19 protein-coding genes are annotated in these 19290 nt (G+C 56.2%); 2 read left to right on the forward strand and 17 right to left on the reverse strand.

Annotation, left to right across the window (positions count from 1 at the left end; genetic code table 11):
* Positions 1-34: 34 nt before the first annotated feature.
* The 6 genes from ACR0BD_RS17975 to ACR0BD_RS18000 form a co-directional block, all read right to left on the reverse strand.
* Complete coding sequence (locus ACR0BD_RS17975; protein ID WP_480832494.1) at positions 35-1294, reverse strand: MFS transporter; 1260 nt, start codon at positions 1292-1294, stop codon at positions 35-37.
* Between the two features lie 51 nt (positions 1295-1345).
* Positions 1346-2155 (reverse strand): hypothetical protein, encoded by an 810-nt coding sequence (locus ACR0BD_RS17980; protein ID WP_480832496.1) that lies wholly within the window; start codon positions 2153-2155, stop codon positions 1346-1348.
* Positions 2156-2201: 46 nt separating this feature from the next.
* A complete protein-coding gene (locus tag ACR0BD_RS17985; protein WP_480832498.1) occupies positions 2202-3380 on the reverse strand; it encodes a DUF3300 domain-containing protein in 1179 nt (392 codons plus the stop codon).
* 63 nt (positions 3381-3443) lie between these two features.
* Positions 3444-4544 (reverse strand): alpha/beta hydrolase, encoded by a 1101-nt coding sequence (locus tag ACR0BD_RS17990; RefSeq protein ID WP_480832500.1) that lies wholly within the window; start codon positions 4542-4544, stop codon positions 3444-3446.
* A gap of 62 nt (positions 4545-4606) precedes the next feature.
* Complete coding sequence (locus ACR0BD_RS17995) at positions 4607-5089, reverse strand: hypothetical protein (RefSeq protein WP_480832502.1); 483 nt, start codon at positions 5087-5089, stop codon at positions 4607-4609.
* A gap of 49 nt (positions 5090-5138) precedes the next feature.
* Complete coding sequence (locus tag ACR0BD_RS18000; RefSeq protein WP_480832504.1) at positions 5139-6836, reverse strand: sulfatase-like hydrolase/transferase; 1698 nt, start codon at positions 6834-6836, stop codon at positions 5139-5141.
* A 172-nt stretch (positions 6837-7008) separates the two neighbouring features.
* On the opposite strand from ACR0BD_RS18000, the gene ACR0BD_RS18005 reads away from it, so the two are divergent.
* Complete coding sequence (locus ACR0BD_RS18005; protein ID WP_480832506.1) at positions 7009-8241, forward strand: tetratricopeptide repeat protein; 1233 nt, start codon at positions 7009-7011, stop codon at positions 8239-8241.
* 395 nt (positions 8242-8636) lie between these two features.
* On the opposite strand, the gene ACR0BD_RS18010 is transcribed toward ACR0BD_RS18005, so the two are convergent.
* From ACR0BD_RS18010 to ACR0BD_RS18030, 5 genes are all read right to left on the reverse strand, one after another.
* Positions 8637-9293 (reverse strand): lipid-binding SYLF domain-containing protein, encoded by a 657-nt coding sequence (locus ACR0BD_RS18010; protein WP_480832508.1) that lies wholly within the window; start codon positions 9291-9293, stop codon positions 8637-8639.
* Positions 9294-9357: 64 nt separating this feature from the next.
* On the reverse strand, positions 9358-10218 hold the full coding sequence (locus ACR0BD_RS18015; RefSeq protein ID WP_480832510.1) for a tyrosine-protein phosphatase: 861 nt from the start codon (positions 10216-10218) through the stop codon (positions 9358-9360).
* An 89-nt stretch (positions 10219-10307) separates the two neighbouring features.
* A complete protein-coding gene (locus ACR0BD_RS18020) occupies positions 10308-11060 on the reverse strand; it encodes a porin family protein (protein ID WP_480832512.1) in 753 nt (250 codons plus the stop codon).
* Between the two features lie 73 nt (positions 11061-11133).
* Positions 11134-12789 (reverse strand): sulfatase-like hydrolase/transferase, encoded by a 1656-nt coding sequence (locus ACR0BD_RS18025; protein ID WP_480832514.1) that lies wholly within the window; start codon positions 12787-12789, stop codon positions 11134-11136.
* The gene (locus ACR0BD_RS18030) at positions 12779-13000 is read right to left on the reverse strand and encodes a hypothetical protein (protein ID WP_480832516.1); all 222 of its coding nucleotides are present in this window, start codon (positions 12998-13000) and stop codon (positions 12779-12781) included. Before ACR0BD_RS18030 ends, ACR0BD_RS18025 begins: the two co-directional genes overlap by 11 nt.
* Positions 13001-13057: 57 nt before the next feature.
* Here ACR0BD_RS18030 and ACR0BD_RS18035 point away from each other — a divergent pair, with 57 nt between their 5' ends.
* A complete protein-coding gene (locus ACR0BD_RS18035) occupies positions 13058-14038 on the forward strand; it encodes a helix-turn-helix domain-containing protein (protein WP_480832517.1) in 981 nt (326 codons plus the stop codon).
* A gap of 38 nt (positions 14039-14076) precedes the next feature.
* Here ACR0BD_RS18035 and ACR0BD_RS18040 read toward each other — a convergent pair whose 3' ends face one another.
* From ACR0BD_RS18040 to ACR0BD_RS18065, 6 genes are read right to left on the reverse strand one after another with little or no spacing between them, the layout of a single operon-like run.
* Positions 14077-15333 carry an MSMEG_0569 family flavin-dependent oxidoreductase gene (locus ACR0BD_RS18040; RefSeq protein WP_480832519.1) on the reverse strand — a complete coding sequence of 419 codons (1257 nt, stop codon included), beginning with the start codon at positions 15331-15333 and terminating at the stop codon, positions 14077-14079.
* Positions 15334-15343: 10 nt separating this feature from the next.
* Complete coding sequence (locus tag ACR0BD_RS18045) at positions 15344-15622, reverse strand: MSMEG_0570 family nitrogen starvation response protein (protein WP_480832521.1); 279 nt, start codon at positions 15620-15622, stop codon at positions 15344-15346.
* The gene (locus tag ACR0BD_RS18050; protein WP_480832522.1) at positions 15615-16598 is read right to left on the reverse strand and encodes a sll0787 family AIR synthase-like protein; all 984 of its coding nucleotides are present in this window, start codon (positions 16596-16598) and stop codon (positions 15615-15617) included. Before ACR0BD_RS18050 ends, ACR0BD_RS18045 begins: the two co-directional genes overlap by 8 nt.
* A gap of 14 nt (positions 16599-16612) precedes the next feature.
* Entirely contained in the window at positions 16613-17161 is a 549-nt protein-coding gene (locus ACR0BD_RS18055; RefSeq protein ID WP_480832524.1) for an MSMEG_0567/Sll0786 family nitrogen starvation N-acetyltransferase, read from the reverse strand.
* Positions 17158-18258 carry an MSMEG_0568 family radical SAM protein gene (locus ACR0BD_RS18060; protein ID WP_480832526.1) on the reverse strand — a complete coding sequence of 367 codons (1101 nt, stop codon included), beginning with the start codon at positions 18256-18258 and terminating at the stop codon, positions 17158-17160. The genes ACR0BD_RS18055 and ACR0BD_RS18060 overlap by 4 nt, the downstream gene beginning before the upstream one ends.
* Positions 18251-19231: a Nit6803 family nitrilase gene (locus tag ACR0BD_RS18065; RefSeq protein WP_480832528.1), complete on the reverse strand. Its 981-nt coding sequence runs from the start codon at positions 19229-19231 to the stop codon at positions 18251-18253. The genes ACR0BD_RS18060 and ACR0BD_RS18065 overlap by 8 nt, the downstream gene beginning before the upstream one ends.
* Positions 19232-19290 lie beyond the last annotated feature (59 nt).

A 19290-nucleotide genomic window follows, 5' to 3' on the forward strand; every position in this document is an offset into this window, starting at 1 on the left:
TGAAGTAATCTCTGAATACCACCTAGAAACGCGACTACTTGGGCCTTTTGGTTTCTGGAGAGATGGACACCGACGTCGGAGATGCGGCGACCCCTGTGGCGGCTTCGGCGTGAGGGACGCTCTCGCGCATTTTGAGGCGGGCAACGGAAATCAGACCAGCCACCAGCATCAGCACCCAACACATCCATTGGACCGCCCTGTCACTGCCAAGAAGCGACCCGATCCCGCCGACAATGGGTCCGACCACGCTGCCCACAGTGTAGACGAACAGCAAGGTAACGGCTGTTGCCCCAACATAGACGGGCACTGTGCGGTCCATAGCATGTGCAACAAGGACCGAATATAGCGGCATGATCAATCCGCCCAAAACCACGGAACCGATGAGCATGACGGCTTGAAGGACAGGCCCGCTATCCCCCGCGATTGTGAACCCCTCGTTACGCGAGGCAATGGACAGGATCATGATGGTCACGGCGGCGCTCAGTGACATAACCGCGATCATATAGCGGCGGTCCATTCGGTCCGACGCTTGGCCGATCGGGAATTGAAACAGGATGCGACCCAAGTAGAAGGCAGCGACGACAAAAGCGATCAAATTTGCGCTCATCCCGGCGACCGAGGCCTGATAAGGCAGAACGGTCAATAGCAGCGCCAACACGAAACCATTCACAAACACCCCGATGAACGCCGTCGGGGATTCCCGGAAGGACGCGATTAGGCGCAACTGAGCGTGTGCGGGCACACTAGGTGGCGAGGTTCGGGTCGGCACCAGAACGATGATCGCAACGGAATAAAGCGCAGACATCATCACAAACGCTTCGGACAGATCGCCCGAAAACAGAATGATGAAGGCTTGGCTTGCAACAGATGTCACCCCCAAAACGATATAATAGATGGACAGGATGCGCCCTCTGGCATTTGCGGGCGCAGAATCGTTAATCCACGCATCCCCAATGGAATACAGGCTTGCCGTCGCCAACCCGGTCGCAAATCGCGCGGCCGTCAGGACATAGGTGTTTTCTGTGATGGACAACAAAAGGGCGCACAGGCTGCAAAGCGCAGCCGACGCTGCAAAGGCCCGTATGTGACCGATCCGCGCCAAGGGTCGGAAGATGAAAAAACACCCAAGCAGGAACCCAAGCGAATAGCTTGCAGCGATGAAAGACGCGGCTTCTTGGCTGCCGCCGGTGTCCGCAATGCGCAACGACACAAGCGTGCCTAAAGCCGCCGTCGACAAGTGGATCATTCCAACGGACACAAACAACGAACGGAGTGATACAACGGATATTGTCACGGCAGCCTCCTATTGGTTTGCAACCATGATCCCAACGAAACTGGCCGCCGTCTACAGCTTGAATTTCACGCCAAGTAGCAAACCGTGCTGTTCAACATCATAGACGAACCCGTCTCCATCCTCGCGGTCGACAGAAAAGTACCGGTATCCGCCGACCACATCCACGGTGTCACTGATCTGGTAGCCGAAACCGCCGAACACATCCGAGGCGAAATCTGATCCCCCACCACCGACAAACGCCCAACCCGTCACATACCAGTCTTCTGAAACGTAGGATTGACCACGAAGACCAATGATGCCGTCAAACCAATCGTCCCCTCCGCTGACGTCACGGCTCGGCAGAGTTCCGGCGCGGAGCGAGCCATCAATCGATACGTCATAATACCGAAGGCCGGCCGCCAACCTCAATTCGGATGTTGGGGTCGCGCGCACCACATATTCCGGGCCAAGCGTTGCAATCAGAATATCGGTGTCAACAACGGCGGAACCAAAGGCCGGGCCCGGTGTTGAGGCCCCCGAATTAAAGTCGAAATACTGAAGATCGCCGAATATCCCGAACTGGTCCTTTGTCGCTGATCCTGCGATCAGGAAACCGATGTCCAACTCATCCAACAAGTCGCTGAAGGACGCATCGACCCCCAATGTCGGCGCCCGCGGCCCGGGAGACACATCGCCGTTAAGGCTCGGTGCCCAAAGATATGGGGTCAAAACGAAATCCCAGTCGGAAGCCGCCTCCTGAGCATGTACGGAATAAGGTACCAACGTAAGACCTAAGGCAACAGCGGACATGAACCCTGCGAATTTGATCCGTTTTCCCTGAGGGCAATTCCGGTCTGTCCCGGGCAAATGTTTTCGATGCATGTTTCTATATCTCCTGAACCTTAGCCGGTTTTTTGCGATTGACGGACTATTTGCGCCGTGGGCCGTCAGCGCCGCGTGCAGGTCGGGTTTGCGGCCTGTCGGGGCGCGCTTGCACCTGCGGTTTGCGTCCCTCAACCGGGCTGGCATTGTCGCGATTGGGCGCGCTGCCGCGCTCTGGCCCCTCGGGGGCGCGTATCTGATCAAGCGTGCCGCTGTTTTCCGGCCGCGTGATATCGGCAGCACCTGTACGAGCGGTCAGATCCCGGCGCAGTTCATCCCCTCGGTTGGGGCTGCGCGCAGGCAGGGTGGACGCGCCGCCCGGTGCACGCCGATCCTGAATGGTCTGGCGGGCCTGGGCCTGACTGCCGGGATCAGGTTGCCAACCGATATTCACATCGCCGGTATTGACCACCACGTTACGGTCATTGTCGATCACAACGCGATTTGGGTCGTGATGGATTGGGCGTCCGTTCCAGCCGCAACAGTTCCGACACCCCCAGTATCCGTACCAGTCATCGTCATCGTCAAATATTGCGTCTATCGCGATCGCGGTTCCAAAGAACAGCAATCCTGCGGCGACAACATCCCCAGCGCTGCTACTGGATTCGGTGGTTTCTTCTGTGACATAAACCGTCTCGGTGTTGTATTGGGGCACGTAGACGACCTGAGGGTCTGCAGGTTCGATGATGATTGTCTGATCACCATTGTCTTCCTGCGTGACGACAACGTTCTGCTCTTCTCCGCTCTCAAGATTGCCACTGGCCTTGGCCTCGGCGCGTTTGACCTGAACGGCGTCCAGCAAATCGTCGCTCTGAACCAGCATTGCGGCCCCGATCGTTTCGGTCCACTCAATATGCGTGGCCATTTTCTCAAGGGTTTCTGGGAACGCGGTTGCCAACACGGTGACGCTGTCATCCCATCCCTGCTCTTCGATCAACGCCTTGCGGGCTTCAGGTTCTTGGTCCGCGTGATCCTGAACAAACTGATCTGCTTTGGACACTTCTAGCGGATAGGTGGCCGCGACAAGTATCTGGATCAGCAGCGTATCTGGATAAAGCGCAACCGGGGCGGCGAGTTTCTGAAGTTCTTCCGCCGTAAACTGCGCCTCAGTCGCTGTTTCCGCCGCTTGTTCCGTCGTTGCGTCCTGTGCCGTCGCCCCAATGGGTAAAACAAACGTGGCAGCGCCCCATACGAAAGACAAAAGAATGGTCGACGTAATGCGCATGTCAGAGCTTCCTTTTCAGAAGTGTGTTAAACCAGACGACAGAGCAGTTCGTGGAAGGCTTGATCATCCGTCCACCCGCACCACTTGCAGCAACCCGTCGATACCGGTGCCGATTTTGCGACCGACAGGAAAATTGACATCCGATTCAAAGCTTGAGTTTTCAGTCAGGGCAGTGCCGATCAACTGCGCGATTTCCGGAGAGTCCTTGAATTTCGAATGCGCCAATGTGCCTGTGTTTTCGACCGTGCTCAGGTCGATTGCGTTTACACCCAGCTCGGCCAACTCCTCGGCCGGAATCTGACCCAGGCGCGAGACCCCGCCCGCGACCCGTTGGCTGGCCTTGAGGGCCTTATCATCCTGAGACACTAGCACGACAAACCGCCGATACTGTTCCGGGAACCTGCGTATCTGCGTCAAGAACAGGTCAATATCGATGTCGGGCGCCGCCAACACGACGTTCTGGGCTTTCCCGGTCGGGTTCAGCCCGGTGGTCATTGAGATTTGCCGCCCGGCCTCCATAACCAGAAATGTACCCATCGAATGGGCCACAAGATCGTACCCGTCAATGTCGCTGCTCTCCATGACCGAGAACATGCTGATCAGGTGGTCGCGCGCGATCAGGGCGCTGTTGATATCATAGACATATTTGACGGTCTGCCCGCTCGAAGCCCAGGTGAACAGGATTGGGACACCCTTGTATCCGGAATCTTCGACGAACTGCGCCATCTGCAAAACTGCGCTGGTCAGGTTCGTGTTATAGCCGTGGACGAACAACAGAACTTCGCGCTCATCGCGGGGCAAACTGCGCGCCGCGCGGCTGACCTGTTGCTTGAATTGGGCTCCGTCGTTGAACAGCTGAGGCTCTGTGATCACGAAATGCTCACGCGGGTCGGCTGGCAAGGACAAAGGCCGTTCAATGTCGCCTTTCTGGTGATCCGGGGGGATCGTGACATCGACGGCGGCGAAGTTCAGTTCAGAGGCGCGGTCGCCCGAAAAGAACTCGGACGGATCGTCAGACAAAGCACGTGGTGTCGCGATGTAGATCCTATGGCGGGTGAGTTCCCTAACGCTGGAAACCGGTATTGCGGTTTCGACGCCCACAAGGTTTTGGGGTCCGCCGCATCCCGCGCAAACACTTAGCAGCATGACGATCAAAAAACGCATTGAATCCAGTCCTGTTAAAGGTCTGTCGAGTGGGGCCGCAACATTGGGCGGCCCCCGGAGGTTTATTGGAACTGAATCTTTATGGATTGTTCGAGCGGCGCCGACAGCGTGACCCCGGTGGATTTATGGCGTGCAACGATCACGACGCACGCTGCGTTGGCCAGCGTGATATCGCCAGTTGATTGAACCGGGACAACACCGCCAGCCACTCCGAAATACTGCCCAACAAAGTCCAGAGGATCGGTCAGACCGTATACTTCGCCCTCGATCTCACCAATCCGCGCACCTGATTCCAGAGCCTTAACGCCATTGGCCGAGAAAGGGATCTCTTGCCCGTCATTCAGGGTTAAGACGCCTTTGCCCCAACGGACCCCAACAAGGACCGAAACGCTTTGGCCGTTGAAGGTGATCTTTCCAGAAAGCGGCAGATCTTCTCCGCAAGAGGCATTGGCTGTCTGCGCGCTGGCAGCTGGTATCTGGGTAAAGGAAAGCGCCAGGATGGCAGCTGTAATGAGTGCTGTTTTCTTTGAGAAAAACGGGATCATTGTGGTCTCCTACTTGGAATAAGAATTAAGAGATTGTGTTTCGGGGGGTCTATTGTTCGGGGGTCTGGCGCATGAAGAAGAACTCTTCGACAACAGCCTTGGTTTCGGGTCGCAGGTTTACGATCCCGTCATAGGGAACACCGGTGCCCGGAGGCGTATCGGGGTACTTCTTTTTGCGCAGGAAATGGCGCTGGATCATGTTGACGAATTTCGCGCTGCCCCAGGCACCGATCTCGGTCGAGACAGGGTATTTTTCCTGCGGGTCGCGGAACAGATCATAGAAATCCGCGAGGATAGCGTTTTCGATGTTTCCGCCGGGGATAGCGAGCTTGTATTGCTCTTTCACAACGGCTTCCAACTTGTCGATGTTGTAAAGGAACACGTAGTCCCGGCGGCCATGCGCCTCGCCGTTCAGCAACAGCGATGTCTGATCAATACCGTCGATGACGCGGTCACGGGGGATTGCATCGGTGGCCCCAGCCACGCGCGCCAGCGTTGTAAACAGATCGGTAACGTGGACCATATCGCCGACAACCGATCCGGGCTGGATCATCTCGGGCCAGCGAACAAAGGCATCGACGCGAACGCCACCTTCGGTCGTGGCACCCTTACCGCCCCGGAAGATCATGGGCGTGTAACCTGACTGAGGCGCATATTTCGTGAAATGACCGTTGTCGCCCATGATAATGACGATGGTGTTGTCTGCGACGCCTAAAGTCTCCATCTCGGCCAGAAGATCGCCGATCCAGCTGTCGACCAGCTTCATCTTCTCGACGTAGTGGCCGCCATTTGGCGTCGTGTATTCACTGGTTGTCGTGCGCGGTCCGGTCAACGGATAAAGCGGCCAGTATTGCAAGAAGAATGGCTCATCCTGCGCGGCTAGGTTACGCAGTTGCTCCATTGCCTGCTCTTGATAGCGCACGTTCATTTCATGGTACTTGGCCTCGTTCCAACGTTCGCCCGGTTCCATGTGGACTTCGCGCACGTCCTCGTTGCGGACGCCTTCCACACCGGTGGCCAAACGCGAAGCGTCGGTGCGCAGCCAGCGGTCCATAGTGTAGAGATCGTCGTAGTTGTTGTCGCCAATACCAATCGACACTTCCTCGTCGGCTGCATCGTCGTGATAGATCGTCAACTGACCCTGCTGATGGATCGGAAAGGCCGCGAAATCGAAACCCTGGTAATTCGGCCAGGACTCACGAATATCGCCCATGTGCCATTTACCGATATGGGCGGTGTTGTATCCGGCATCTGACAGAAGCTCGGCCAGTGTCACCTCATCTTCGGCCAGACCAAAGCCCGACAATTCAACCTGCGTGTTGCTCATACCATTCCGGTGCGGCTGTCGGCCCGTCATGAACGCCACACGGGTCGGTGTGCAGGAGGGTTCTGTGTACATCCGCGCCAGGCGCATACCTTCGGAGGCAAATTGATTGATCGAAGGGGTCTTGTAGCCCCGGATCATGTTCAGGGTTTCGCTGCCCAGATCGCCGAAGCCGATATCGTCAATCAGGATGTAAAGAACATTGGGCGGCTTGCCGCCATTGGCGTCTTGGAACTGGGCCAGTGCAGTGTCGATTTCCTGATCCTCGCGAGCCCACGTTTCGCCGTTTTGCGCTTCGAGAATGTAATATTCGGCATCCCGAACGATCGGCGCGCCCTGAGCCCCGCTTTGCGTGCCAGTGAATACCGAGATACCTGCAATCAGCGCAGTTAAAAGGGGGCGGCTATTGGGCGACTCTGCCATGCTATCATCCTGTTATCTGGTCCAAGAACCCTGATAGCGTGCCGATCCGAAGCGTCCGAAACGGCCCTGACTATCAGAATGTTGTGCGGCCAATTGGGTGATGCAAAACGCCACCGAACAATGTAACTTGGGGCGTGTAACCGTTACAGATTGTCTGTGAGGCGACCCGCCTATGGCTGAAACCGATATTGACAGAGAGGAAAAACAAGCCGCTCTGCATCGCGTTGTCGAAAGCGACGAATTCGGTGGAGCCGAACGCCTGCGGGCTTTCCTGACTTACGTTGTCGAACAGGAAATCGCCGGTCGGCAAGACATGATCTTGGGCAAAAGGATCCTGGAGGAGGTTTACCACAAAGGCCCATGTGCCGATGGTGCGCCAGAAACAGTTGTCAGGGTCGATGCAACAAGGTTGCGCCAACGGCTGGATCTTTACTATGGCGCCGAAGGTCAGGATGATCCGGTTCGCATATACATCGACAAGGGCGGCTATACCCCTCGTTTCGAACTCAGGTCAGTGACGACCGATCCCGCCCCTCAAGCTCAACCCGCACTCAGGGTAAGATGGGTTCTGGGTGGTGCGCTTGTGGCAGGGCTTGCGGCGGCAGTCTATTTCAACTTTCTGCGCACAGACCCAACCCCCGAGGCGCTTTCGCCAGAAGCACGCGCCGCCTTGTTCGAAAATAAGCCCACAAACCTGTTGGCCAGAAACATAACCCAAGAAGCGCGTGACTTGCTGTTCCCCGCGCCCGAATTGGTACGTGTATCGGCCGCACTGGACATGTTTGAAGAGGCGATGCGACTGGACCCGAACTACTACGGCAGCTACGCAGGCGCTTCGCAGGCTTCGACCATTCTTGCAGGGCTATCCCCCAACGCAGAGGTACGTCAGGCCTTTATGCAATCAGCCGATGATCTTGCGGAACGCGTGCTCGAACTGGATTCGACCAAATCCTGGAGCCATTCCGCCAGAGCCTTCGCGCAAATGGTGCGCCGCGATTTTTCCGCAGCGCAAGCGTCCAGTCGCCGTGCCTTGCAGCTTGAACCCAATGACCTGTACGCACTTGAAATCGATGCCGTAATATCAGTGTTTTCGGGTGATTTCGAACGTGCGATAGCCAGCGCAAACCCGAAACTGCATGAACATCGCCCCGGACGGGGATTGCCCTGGCGGAACGCTTTGGGCAGCGCTCATTTCCACACCGGCGACTACCAGATGTCGATCCAACACCTGACCGAAGACGTGCGCACCGGTGGTCCCATTAGCGAGATCAACACCGCCCATCTTATTGCGGCCTATCAGGCATCCGGTCAGCATGACAAAGCAAGAGAAATGGTTACAGCGTTCAAACTTCGTGGCCGGAAAGCCGTGTCTCGCAGGTCCTGCAAACGCTGTTCGAAGATCTAGCCGACGCGGAACGTGTCTTACGCCAGTTGGCGGCCGCCGGATGGGTCGATCCGGTCTCGCGGTGAGTCAATTTGGGTGCGGTGTGAGTTTTTTACTCGGGTGTAAAGGTTGGGCTGACGCGCGATGGGGGAGCTCACCCGGTTCCAGTCGGGCATGGTTCCCCTAAACATGCACCGGTTTAGTTCCGATTGCGCGAGCATGATTTGGGCAGCTATTCTACCAGCATCTAACACGCTTTTGCGTCAAAGAGCCTTTGGGATGAGCAAGCTAAGAGGATAACAAAAATCCACTGCAAACCCAAAGTTAAAACATGTTTCGGAAGTAGACTGGCTCTCTATGCACCGTTGGCTCAATACGCGACAGTTACCGAGTAGTGGACTGGCTTCATTCCTCCTTCACTTATCAATCTTGCTGATCTTTGTCCCCTTAAGACTTGTTCCTGCCATCAACCCTTCCTGACCGAACACCACTGGAACGATATCTCCTTGTAGGTCATTCGTTCCCATGGAAGCAGACCAGCCTTGGTCACCGCCAACCAGTGTCGGGCCTGTGCCCGCCTCCCAGCCGTGGTTGTTGCGGAAGTATTCGAGTGCGGCGTCATTCATAAAAAACATTGCGTATGAGAATTGCTGCACACCCGCCTGAAATCCGTACGAGGCGCCCGCAATGTTGTAGTATCCGATTGTCACTCCATTTTCTCGCATGGCACCTTCGCCGAACTGACCCCCTACGACCAAGCCACCTGAAGTGACTTTCGGAAACACCAGAACGGCTATCGCTTCTTCGGATAAGTCTCTGGCTTCAGGTGAACTGCTGTACAGTTTATCCAGTGCGGCGTTCGTTGCGCTGTCGATTTCGGACGCAGTCGAACCGCTGGTCGTGTCCAAAACAGCCTCGCCCGCAGACTCGGCGACATCACCTGCCTTTTTAGCTGCGTCGGAAACGCCCTTTGTCACCTTGTCCAGAAGGTTTTCTGCATATGCGGATTGCTCGTTGGAAAAACACCCTATGCCAACGATCGCAAATCCAACGAAAAATATGAAACGCAACATCTTATCCTCCATGATTATTTAACAAAAAGCACAATTAGTCCCGGATAGCACAGCTGGCTTCGGATTAGTTCAAGTATCTATTACGCAGCTTTTCCAGATCCTGATCTGTCAGCCCAAGGCCTTCATGCAGGTAGTTATCGACCGAGCCGTAAGTCTCGTTCACACTTTTATAGAAGTTATCCAAGTATCCCATTCGAACACCCAACGAAGGCCACACCGCTTCGGGAGGCATGCTTGTGCCGTGTTCAGCATTCACTTGATCAGCTATTTTCACAGACGCGTTGTCCGCATCCTTGAGAACGTTGCTCATCATGAAATCTGCCTTGATGTCCTCTTGGGTGACACCCAAGGCACTTAGCACCAATGCGGTGGCAACGCCGGTTCTGTCTTTTCCGCCTGAGCAGTGATACAGCACAGCTTCGCCTTCCGGTTGCTCGATCAGGACGTCAAACAAAGCGCGAAGCTCTGTTGTGTAGTCGGTGGGAATGTATCCGAAAGCCTCGAAAAAGAGAGTATCCGTCTGCGCCTCGGTCGCCGTTCCTGACTTGATACTTGCGCGCATGTCTTCGATCATTTGGGCCTCATTTTCCATAACTGGAAAATTGTAGCGTTCAGGGCCCTGCCCATCTGGCCACAGAACAGGGTTCGCAGTCGATTCCAGCGTGGTTCTGAGATCGACAATGGACGTGACCCCTAAATCCTCGACAAGAGCCATGCCGTCAGACCCCATGCCATCAATCTCGCCCGAGCGAAAAAGCTGACCGGTTTGAACCGTGCGCCCGTCTTTGGTCTGCAAACCGCCCAAGTCCCTGGTATTGGCCACACCTGCAATCGGGATGGCGCGATCTTCGGAGGCTTGTGTTTGATCAGCAACTCCCAACCAACATAGGGCGAGAGCTATGATTGCGGCTCGTGCGATAATCATTTGTGTTCTCCTTTCGGATGGTCTTCAGGCAACGATAGGAACGACCCACAAGGCTTTGGCGAAACTCAAGACAGGGTCGCGTTTCGACCTCAGAAATCAAACCGTGCGCCAACGAATGGGCCGTCAAAGGTCAAATCAGAAATGGCTTGTGAATTTCCGATATTCCAATCGAGATATCGATACCCCAACACAAGATCCCAATTGTTGATCCTGTAATTTGCAGCAAGGCTAAGCTGTGTAGTCAGGTCGCTTTCACCGCCGCCAATATCTGCGTAATAGGACATACCCCAACGATCACTGAACTGGCGTGTTCCACGCAGGCCGACCACGGCGTCCCAGTTGTTGATATTGCCGGACACGCGTTGCGAGCCCCCGGCGATGGCAAGATCAACAGTGTTGTCCAGATTAAGGTTCCGTGCGCCACCTAGGATCGCGAGGCGCGCGACTGACGTGTCGATAAGATCGTACCCAACCAACGCCGTAAATACCGTTCCCTCAACATCAACATCCGAGGATACAGGAATACCCGGACCGACAGCACTATCCTGGTCATTGCTCAGGTTAAGGTACAGCGCGTCGACAAAGACCGAGAATTTGCTGCGCCGTGCTTCAACAGCACCCATCAGCCCGAAATCCAGATTATCCAAAATCTCGCTGAAACTGACATCCACGCTGGAGCCGTTTGTTGTTTCGCCACCGAGGGCGGGTGCCCAGAGATAGAGGTAGGCGGTAAAGTCCCAGGTCGAGTTTTCGGCCCTGACGGATGGTGCAAACCCACCCCAAAGCGCGCATGCGATTGCGGTAAACCGCCATTTTTTTCCGGCGAAAAAGGTATTGTTCATTTCCGGGGCCTTTGTGACACTTCGAATTTGAATGCGGGCACAGAGGTACAAACTCTGCGCCCGGCTGAAGGGCTTATTGCCAGCTCATGAAAACCTCACGCGCCTCTTCACTTTCGGGACGCAGGTTTTCGATGCCGCCATAAGGGATGTCCTTGCCGATTTCCGTGTTTGGAAACTTGGCCATCATCTTTTGATGTCGCTTAACCATGTCCTGGAACGAGGCACCGGCCCAAAGGGAATACCCAACCAACGGGTGTTCTTCACGTGGGTCGCGGTAGATATTGTAGGTTGGCGCGGCAGCACCCGGCGCGCCCGGCGCAGGCAGATGCATCTTGAACTCCTGCTTGACGATAGACCGCAGAACAGGACCCTCATAGACATACACATAGTCGCGACGCCCGTTGCCCTCGCCCTCTATCAGCAATGCTGTTTGGTCGACGCCATCAATCACCCGGTCACGCGGGATGAAATCTGTCGCCCCGGCAATGCGCGCGATCGTGGTGTATATATCCGAGACGTGGAAGATGTCCCCGGCGGCACTGTCGGCTTCGATCACACCGGGCCAGCGAATGAATGCGTCCGTGCGCACCCCGCCTTCCAGATGCTGAGTTTTGCCGCCCCGATAGATCAACTGGTTCAGGCCAGAGGTTCCTTCGTAATGATACATCAGGCCATTGTCGGCCATGATCATGACAATGGTATTGTCGGCCTCGCCAGTCTCATCCAGTTTGGCCAGTACCTCTCCGATCCATTCATCCAAAAGCTGGAGCTTGTCCGCGTGGAAACCTCCGTTACGCGAAAGGGCCTGATCAGGATATACAAAGTTCAACGGATAGAGAGGCCAGTATTGCAGAAAGAACGGCTCTTCCAACGCGGCAACGCGCTCTAACTGTTCCAGCGTCTGCGCCTGATAGCGTTCATTCATCTCTTCGTATTTGGCTTGCGTCCATTCTTCGCCCGGGGCCATTTCAACCTCACGCGCGGGTCCGCCTGCTTCGGCCTCAACCCCGGTCACCAAGCCGTAGGGCTTGAATCGTTCATCCAGCAGAAACTGGTTGTTCTGACCCGATGGGTGATATCCCAACATATTGTTGGCCTGCATTGCTTCGCGGGTCATCAGGCTCAGCTGCACCTGCTGATGCAGCGGAAAGGCGGCGTAGTCAAAGCCCTGATTGTGAGGATAGGCCTCTTCGATATCGCCCTGATGCCATTTGCCAACGTGCGATGTGTTATAGCCCGCCTCTTTCAAAATCTCAGGAAGCGTCACCTCGCTAGCGGGCAGACCCTCACCAACCAGAGCGACTTTGACTTCTTCAACCCCGGCCCGAATGGGATGCCGACCGGTCAACATGGCTGTACGCGTGGGCGTGCATGACGGTTCGGTATACATTCGCATCAGCGACATACCTTCGCGGGCAAAGTCGTTGATATTGGGCGTCTCAATCCCCATCACATAGTTCATCTTACGCTCGCCCATCTGGCCGAAGCTGATGTCATCAATCAGAATATACAAAAAATTCGGGGGCTTACCCCCATTGGCCTCGCGAATCTCAGCCAGTTTGGCGTCGATCTCGGCATCCTGCGCGTCCCATTGCTCGCCAAACTGAGCACGTAAAAAGCTGAACTCGCCGTCATGAACAATTGGATCGCTTTGCGCTAGAACCTGCGCCCCGGTCAGGAAAGTAAACATGGTTGTAGCTGCCGCTACATATCTCAAACTAATCGTCACTGCGGGTTCTCCTGTTGCTGGTTACGACTTGCAACGCCTCAACAAGAAGGTCGTGGCATTGGGCCGACAAGGATTGTTCGGACTTATGTGCCAGTTCTGTAAGGCGTCGGTACTCGGGCGGGGTGACAAAGGTCACAACCCTCTCGGAACGGGCGTCGGCATTTGGCAGGCGCGGTCGGCCCATGCGCGACTTGGAAGCTTGGCGCGACACTTGACTTAGCCCCCCTCCAGTTTGTTTTCTTTACCGGTAAACTGTCAGGATGCTGAAATGGACCACATCAAAAATCGGCCAAATCCGCAGAAATACGAGGCCAGCCCTGCTGAAACGGCCTCGCCTGCGATGGTGCTTGACCTGATGCATCCCAATGATCTTGCAGCAATGACGCCTTGGGAAATGGATTTTCGGCAGTTGGACCCCGGCCCTTTGTCTACGCAGATCGCAGTGCGCTCTAGCCCGACATGTTCTGTTTTGAACATCTCGCTCAGCGGCGCGGTTCACCAACGCGGCGTCTCGCCCGACGGGTGGAGCACATTCGGCATTTCGCGAACCGGCACAATCGCCTCGTGGCAGGGGTGCGATATAGTCAGCGACGCCTTTCTGACTTTTGGGAACAAAGATGGCTTCGACGGCGTGTCGACGGGGCGTTTCTTTGGCAATGTTGTTTCTTTCGACACCCGACGCTTTGAGAAGCTTGCCCAGTCTTGTGGGTACTCAATCGCAAGCGAAAGCCCAGCGGTGCGACTAAAGATTTCTGATGGCAATGCGCGCAGAATGGACTGGCTGGAACAAGAAATCGCAAACCTGTTGAAGCACTCGGAAGAGCCTTGGAGCGAAGACGTTGAAGAAGCGTTGATGCTCAGAGTGCTAACCATCCTGACCAGCAGCACAATTCATCAGGACAAGAGTTCAGCCCAAACCAGACGTCGCGCCCTTAACCGGGCCTTGGAGATGATGAACGAAAATGCGCTGGAGCCCGTTTCCATCGAAGACCTGTGTGCCGCAACCGGCGCGTCGCTGCGCACGCTGAATCGCGCTTTCAACGAACGCTTCGGCTATGGCCCAAAGGCATACTATATCCGGCTGCGATTGGATGGCGTTCGCGAAGACCTGCTGAACGGGGCGCGCACGACATCAATCGCCGACATTGCCAACAAACATGGATTCTGGCACATGGGCCAATTCGCCCGAGACTATCGCCTGTTTTTTGGCGAATTGCCGACAGAAACGTTGATAAAGCGCGACGCGTAAAAAATTTCGCTGTTTCGGACTATTCGCCAGACGCCAGATTAAGACGCGACCAATAGTCCGGACGTGGCCTTTGCCGAAATCGCTTCGGCCAAGTAGCGCGCATCTTCGTCGATTCCCAAAAAGCGCCCAGACCCCCATGTGTTGAGCCAGCCAAGCCCGATGAAATAAAACCCGTCTGCGCGACAAATCCCGCGCTCATAGACCGGTCGTCCGCGGGGATCAAAAACGTCGACATCAATCCAGTCGTAGTCCGGCCGGAAACCGATAGCCCACAAGATGGAGGTGATCCCTTCTGCCTCGCAGTCAATCTCGGTGATCTCCTGCGCAGGGTGCCAGACTTTCTCGAACGCAGCCTCTGAGGGCGCGTCGATGCCGTTTTTCTCAATATGAGCATCAATCGCCTGTCGAATACCGCAATAGCTGTCATCCGCGTCGTCAAGATTTTCCCCGAGATCCGGCAGAAATTGGATTGTCTTCCCCTCCATACCAGCGACTGATCCGTAGAGAGAGACACCCTCAAGCGCGAACTTACGCAGGTCGATTTCATGACCACCATCGCGGCCGGTCATATAATGGTTGGTTTTGGTTAAGGCGTGTTCCGGATCGGGATGCCGGTCGATTGTGATTTGGTAATGACCCATATCATGCAACCAGTCGGTCGCGTCCCGTCCCCGGTATTTGCGGGGTGAGCGTGGCGCCGGGCCAACGGCCAGGTGCACCTTGCGCCCTTGAAGATGCATGTCTTCCATTAACTGAACACCGGACTGGCCGGTTCCGACAACAAGGGTTGAACCTTCGGGCATCTGTTCAGGGTTGCGATAGTCGACCGAATGCATCTGAACAATTGAGGGATCAAGATTTGCGGCGTAAGGCGGGACAATCGGATTGTCGTATCCACCTGTTGCAATCACCACTTGATCGGTCGTGTAGTTGCCTTTGCTGGTGTCCACCAGATACCCGCCGCCGGGGCGTTTTGTGATCCGGGTGACAGAACAATTCTCGACTATGGGTGGATTGAAGGTGTCCGCGAATGCGTCAAGGTAATCGGTGATCTCATCTTTGACCATGAACCCGTCTGGATCGTTGCCCTGATACGGGAAATCCGGCAGCCTGCATTGCCAATTCGGCGTGACCAGACAAAAGCTGTCCCAACGGTTGACGCGCCACGAATGGAACTTGTTGTGCCGCTCGAGCACAACATGATCCACGTCCCTTTGGCACAGGTAATAGCTGACAGACAGACCGGCCTGACCACCTCCGACGATGACAACAGATTTTTGCTCACGATGTGCCACGTTATACTCCTTAGGAAATCGAAAGGCAGACGACATCTGCCGGTGCTTCGAAAGTGCTTGCCTTGCGTTCAATTCGGGCCAATTGGGCATCGGCGCTAGAGCAGCGATAGCCGTGTTTCGCCTCGACCCTGGTGCTTGCCAGTTCTAGGGACTCGCGGCAGCGCGCCAGAAAGTCATCCAACGGATAAGCCGAACCAGCGGATAGGAAATCACGTACGACAGTCGACGGTGAATAGCATTCCTCGGTCTGCTCGTCGGGCCAGCGAATGGTGAAACGTGTCTCAGGCATTCGGGGCCTCTTTCGCGTACAGGTTCAGATAAGGCGCGCGGGCATAGTCCCAGAACAGGGCGGATCCCTCACGACCGGTCAGGTGAACTGTACTGCCCTCGTTGACATCACCGCAGATCGTGGCGGCGACACCCCGGTTCTGAAATGCCTCGCAGACTGCTTCGGCATGATCACCACGGGCGCTCAGCAAGAAGCCGAAGCTGGGAAAGCTGCGCAGCCAGCGGTGCAGATCGACATGATCCGGGCGCGGCAATGCTTCGACCTGAATATCGATGCCAACACCGGAAGCCTCAGCAAGCATCAGCGCGGTGCCCACGATACCCCCCTGGCTGATGTCCTTACCTGCCGTAACATGCCCGGCTTCGGCCAAAGCGGGCAGAATTTCCATGTTCTCGCGCAGCATTGCAGGTGGTGTTGTCAGGGCCGCATTCCAGTTGTCGAAAGGCTCGCGGTAACTGCCACGCAGATCGACAGCACAGATCAGAACATCGCCGGGCTTGGCCGCAAAGCTGGAAATAACGCGTTTTGCGTGGCCCAGGATCGACACAGACAGTTGCAGCTCACTCGTCCGCAGGTTCGTATGGCCACCCACAATCGGAACATCATATGCTTGGGCAGCGGCCTTCATACCAGCGAGAACCGGTTGTGCCTGCTCGGCGCTCGGAGCCCAGATCGCGTTGGTAACACAACGTGGGCGCCCACCCATCGACAGGATATCCGAGATGTTGACCATGACACCGCACCAGCCTGCAAACCATGGATCCGCCTGAACGAAGGCATTGATGAAACCTTCACAAGCAAACAGATCGTAGCCCTCGCCATTGGGCAGCACGGCACAGTCATCTCCGGGTTGGCCTTTGCTGGACGGGCTCAGACCAAGTGTTGCGGTGCTTTGGGCAATGTCCAACTTGCCCCGAACCGAAGGGTGTTCGCGCAGCTCGCGCACGATTTGGCGTAAGGGTAGATGTGGCGTCATTGCTGATACCCCCTTCACAGGCGCGCCTGACGGGGCGCGAGTGTTTTCCACCCGGCAAAAGGGTCCGGGATTGGTGGGTAAGCGTTCAGATCCGCCTGCATCTCCATATGCGGCACGCCATGGATTTCGACCTCGCGCAGTGAACACCAATGCAACCTTTCGAACAGCGCCACGTTTTGCATTTGAATATGCGCCAGAAAGCGATCGCATCCGCGCCCATGCGCCGTGCAGACCGCCAACTGAATCAACTCTGATCCGAGGCGGCTCAGGCGGCGATGGCTGGGCGAAACGGCAAGACGGGATCCGCGCCAGACGCGCGAACTGTCTTCGTGAATTCGCACAGTACCCACCACTTGATGCGCTTCAGCTGCAAAAGTGCTTATGGCAACCAGAGGCATTGCAATGTCATCTACCTCATCCCGGTCGTGCCCTGTGAAAATGCCCTGCTCATCGACAAAGACCTGCTGACGCAGATCACGCGCACCGTCCAGCTCCCACGAAAGCGCTGCGGCGCGTATGATATAGTCAGGCGACAGGAAAGTGTGGGCGTTCTGAAAACTCATGACGCCCTCAGCTTTTCGTATGTGGACAGGGCAGAACATGCCCCGCATTTGGCGCAGCCTGCTTTGACGGTTTCCGCGCTCATTCCCGCGTTCAGTATCATTTGTGAGAGGGGCCGAAGAAGGCCAGCCATGAAGTCTGAGCCCGGTGCGGGATGGCTTTCCAATGGCGTTCCCGACACGGGAACGAACGGCACCACAAAGGGGTAAACTCCGATCCGGCACAGCTCGGCTGAGGTTTCAAGGATCGCTTCACGCGTATCGCCGAGCCCCGCCAGGATATAGGTTGAAACCTGTCCCCGGCCAAAGACCTGCACGGCGGCTCGGAAGCTGTCAAAGTACTTCTCAACGCTGACCTGCGCCTTGCCGGGCATGATACGTTCACGCACCTCGGGTGTGACGGCCTCAAGGTGCATACCCAAAGCATCCACCCCGGCCGCATGCATGCGTTCGTGCCAGATATCGTCTTCAGGCGGTTCGCATTGGCCCTGGATCGGTAGATCGACGGCGGCTTTGACGGCTGCTGCGCTTTCTGCCATCACGGCGGCCCCGCGATCTTTCCCTGCGGGCGTGCCCGTGGTCATTACCATGTGCCGCACGCCGTCAAGTTCAACTGCAGCTTTTGCAACTTCGGCCAATTGCTGAGGCGTCTTGTGTGCAATCGTCCGTCCTGCCGCCAGCGACTGACCGATCGAACAGAACTTGCAGGTTTTCTTACGGCTCTCGTACCGGATACAAGTCTGCAGAACCGTGGTCGCCAAAACGTCGCGCGAATGCAAGGTAGCGATTTTGCTGTATTCGATGCCATCCGCAGTTTTCAGGTCGTAGAATTTCGGTCTGCCCGGAAACCGGATTTTACCCATCGGCGTTCCGGACTTGGTCACCTCGGCCAGCCCGTCGGCACCAGGTGCCTGAACGACATATGGGCTGTCAAAGGCAGGGGCCGTGTGAACGGGCACCATCACCGTGGTATCGCCCACGGTCACAGCCTTATGGTCGGTTGGCCCTGCGCCTCCGCGGCGGCTTTCAAGTCCTGCGGTCGGATCGACCAGACGCATACCACGCGTTTGCAATTCATTGATCAGTTCGGCGTCAGACATCTTCGGCCTCCATGTCTGGTGTTGCATTCAGGTCCTGGACTTCTTCGATCCGTCGTACTGGCTGCGACGATCGCGCATCGTGCACCAGATGCAGCAGTTCGGGCCGGGCATAGTGGCCAACACTGTCCATCATCCGTTTGCGTTTGGTGATCAGCTTCATATCCAGATCGGCGATCAGGATGCCCTCGCCTTCGGTCAAAGGGGGAACCACATGACGACCCTCGGGTGAGACGATGCAGGTCATACACCCATCGCGCAGACCCTTTTGCAACTTGGGGTCATCCGAGATGCTGGCGATCTGCTCTTCGGTCAGCCAGCCAGTGGAATTGACGACAAAACACCCCGATTCCAACGCATGATGGCGCATCGTCACTTCGATCTGTTCCCCGAAAATGGGGCCCACAAGACTGCCGGGGAAATGGCCCACATGAATTTCTTCGTGCTGAGACATCAGCGCATAGCGGGCGAGCGGATTGTAATGTTCCCAACAGGCCAGCGCACCAACGCGTCCCACCTTTGTGTCAACCACTTTGAGGCCGGCACCATCGCCCTGACCCCAGATCATGCGCTCATGATAGGTCGGGGTGATCTTGCGGCGTTTCAGTGCCAGTGATCCATCCGCATCGAAAACCAGTTGCGTATTAAAAAGCGAGCCATTGTCGCGCTCATTCACGCCCAGCACGACTACGACGCCTCGTTTGCGCGCAGCATCTGCCACAGCCTGCGTTTCCGGTGAGGGGACAACAACGGCCTCGTTATACAGGCGCAGATGTTCGGGCCCCTGCTGAATTGGCGGTAGCACGAATGAAAAATAGGGGTAGTAGGGCACAAATGTTTCCGGAAAGACGATCAGCTCAGCCCCCTTCTCGGCAGCTTCGGCAATCGCGTTCAGGACACGTTCGATAGTTCCGGAACGACCGGTCAAATCCGGTGCGATCTGGACCGCGGCAGCGCGGACTATGTGGTCTGACATTGGCCCATCCTTTTTCGGGAATTGAGCAGCGGTGTCGCCGCCCGGATCGAATTGGATCG

Source organism: Ruegeria sp. G5 (assembly GCF_056533365.1).

What these genes read in the sequence shown, in the direction of transcription:
- ACR0BD_RS18020 (WP_480832512.1), bottom strand. Translation starts at nt 11,060, where the DNA reads ATGAACAATACCTTTTTCGCCGGAAAAAAATGGCGGTTTACCGCAATC.
- ACR0BD_RS18055 (WP_480832524.1), bottom strand. Translation starts at nt 17,161, where the DNA reads ATGAGTTTTCAGAACGCCCACACTTTCCTGTCGCCTGACTATATCATA.
- ACR0BD_RS17995 (WP_480832502.1), bottom strand. Translation starts at nt 5,089, where the DNA reads ATGATCCCGTTTTTCTCAAAGAAAACAGCACTCATTACAGCTGCCATC.
- ACR0BD_RS17980 (WP_480832496.1), bottom strand. Translation starts at nt 2,155, where the DNA reads ATGCATCGAAAACATTTGCCCGGGACAGACCGGAATTGCCCTCAGGGA.
- ACR0BD_RS17985 (WP_480832498.1), bottom strand. Translation starts at nt 3,380, where the DNA reads ATGCGCATTACGTCGACCATTCTTTTGTCTTTCGTATGGGGCGCTGCC.
- ACR0BD_RS18045 (WP_480832521.1), bottom strand. Translation starts at nt 15,622, where the DNA reads ATGCCTGAGACACGTTTCACCATTCGCTGGCCCGACGAGCAGACCGAG.
- ACR0BD_RS18000 (WP_480832504.1), bottom strand. Translation starts at nt 6,836, where the DNA reads ATGGCAGAGTCGCCCAATAGCCGCCCCCTTTTAACTGCGCTGATTGCA.
- ACR0BD_RS17990 (WP_480832500.1), bottom strand. Translation starts at nt 4,544, where the DNA reads ATGCGTTTTTTGATCGTCATGCTGCTAAGTGTTTGCGCGGGATGCGGC.
- ACR0BD_RS18060 (WP_480832526.1), bottom strand. Translation starts at nt 18,258, where the DNA reads ATGTCTGACGCCGAACTGATCAATGAATTGCAAACGCGTGGTATGCGT.
- ACR0BD_RS18010 (WP_480832508.1), bottom strand. Translation starts at nt 9,293, where the DNA reads ATGTTGCGTTTCATATTTTTCGTTGGATTTGCGATCGTTGGCATAGGG.
- ACR0BD_RS18035 (WP_480832517.1), top strand. Translation starts at nt 13,058, where the DNA reads ATGGACCACATCAAAAATCGGCCAAATCCGCAGAAATACGAGGCCAGC.
- ACR0BD_RS18050 (WP_480832522.1), bottom strand. Translation starts at nt 16,598, where the DNA reads ATGACGCCACATCTACCCTTACGCCAAATCGTGCGCGAGCTGCGCGAA.
- ACR0BD_RS18065 (WP_480832528.1), bottom strand. Translation starts at nt 19,231, where the DNA reads ATGTCAGACCACATAGTCCGCGCTGCCGCGGTCCAGATCGCACCGGAT.
- ACR0BD_RS18005 (WP_480832506.1), top strand. Translation starts at nt 7,009, where the DNA reads ATGGCTGAAACCGATATTGACAGAGAGGAAAAACAAGCCGCTCTGCAT.
- ACR0BD_RS18015 (WP_480832510.1), bottom strand. Translation starts at nt 10,218, where the DNA reads ATGATTATCGCACGAGCCGCAATCATAGCTCTCGCCCTATGTTGGTTG.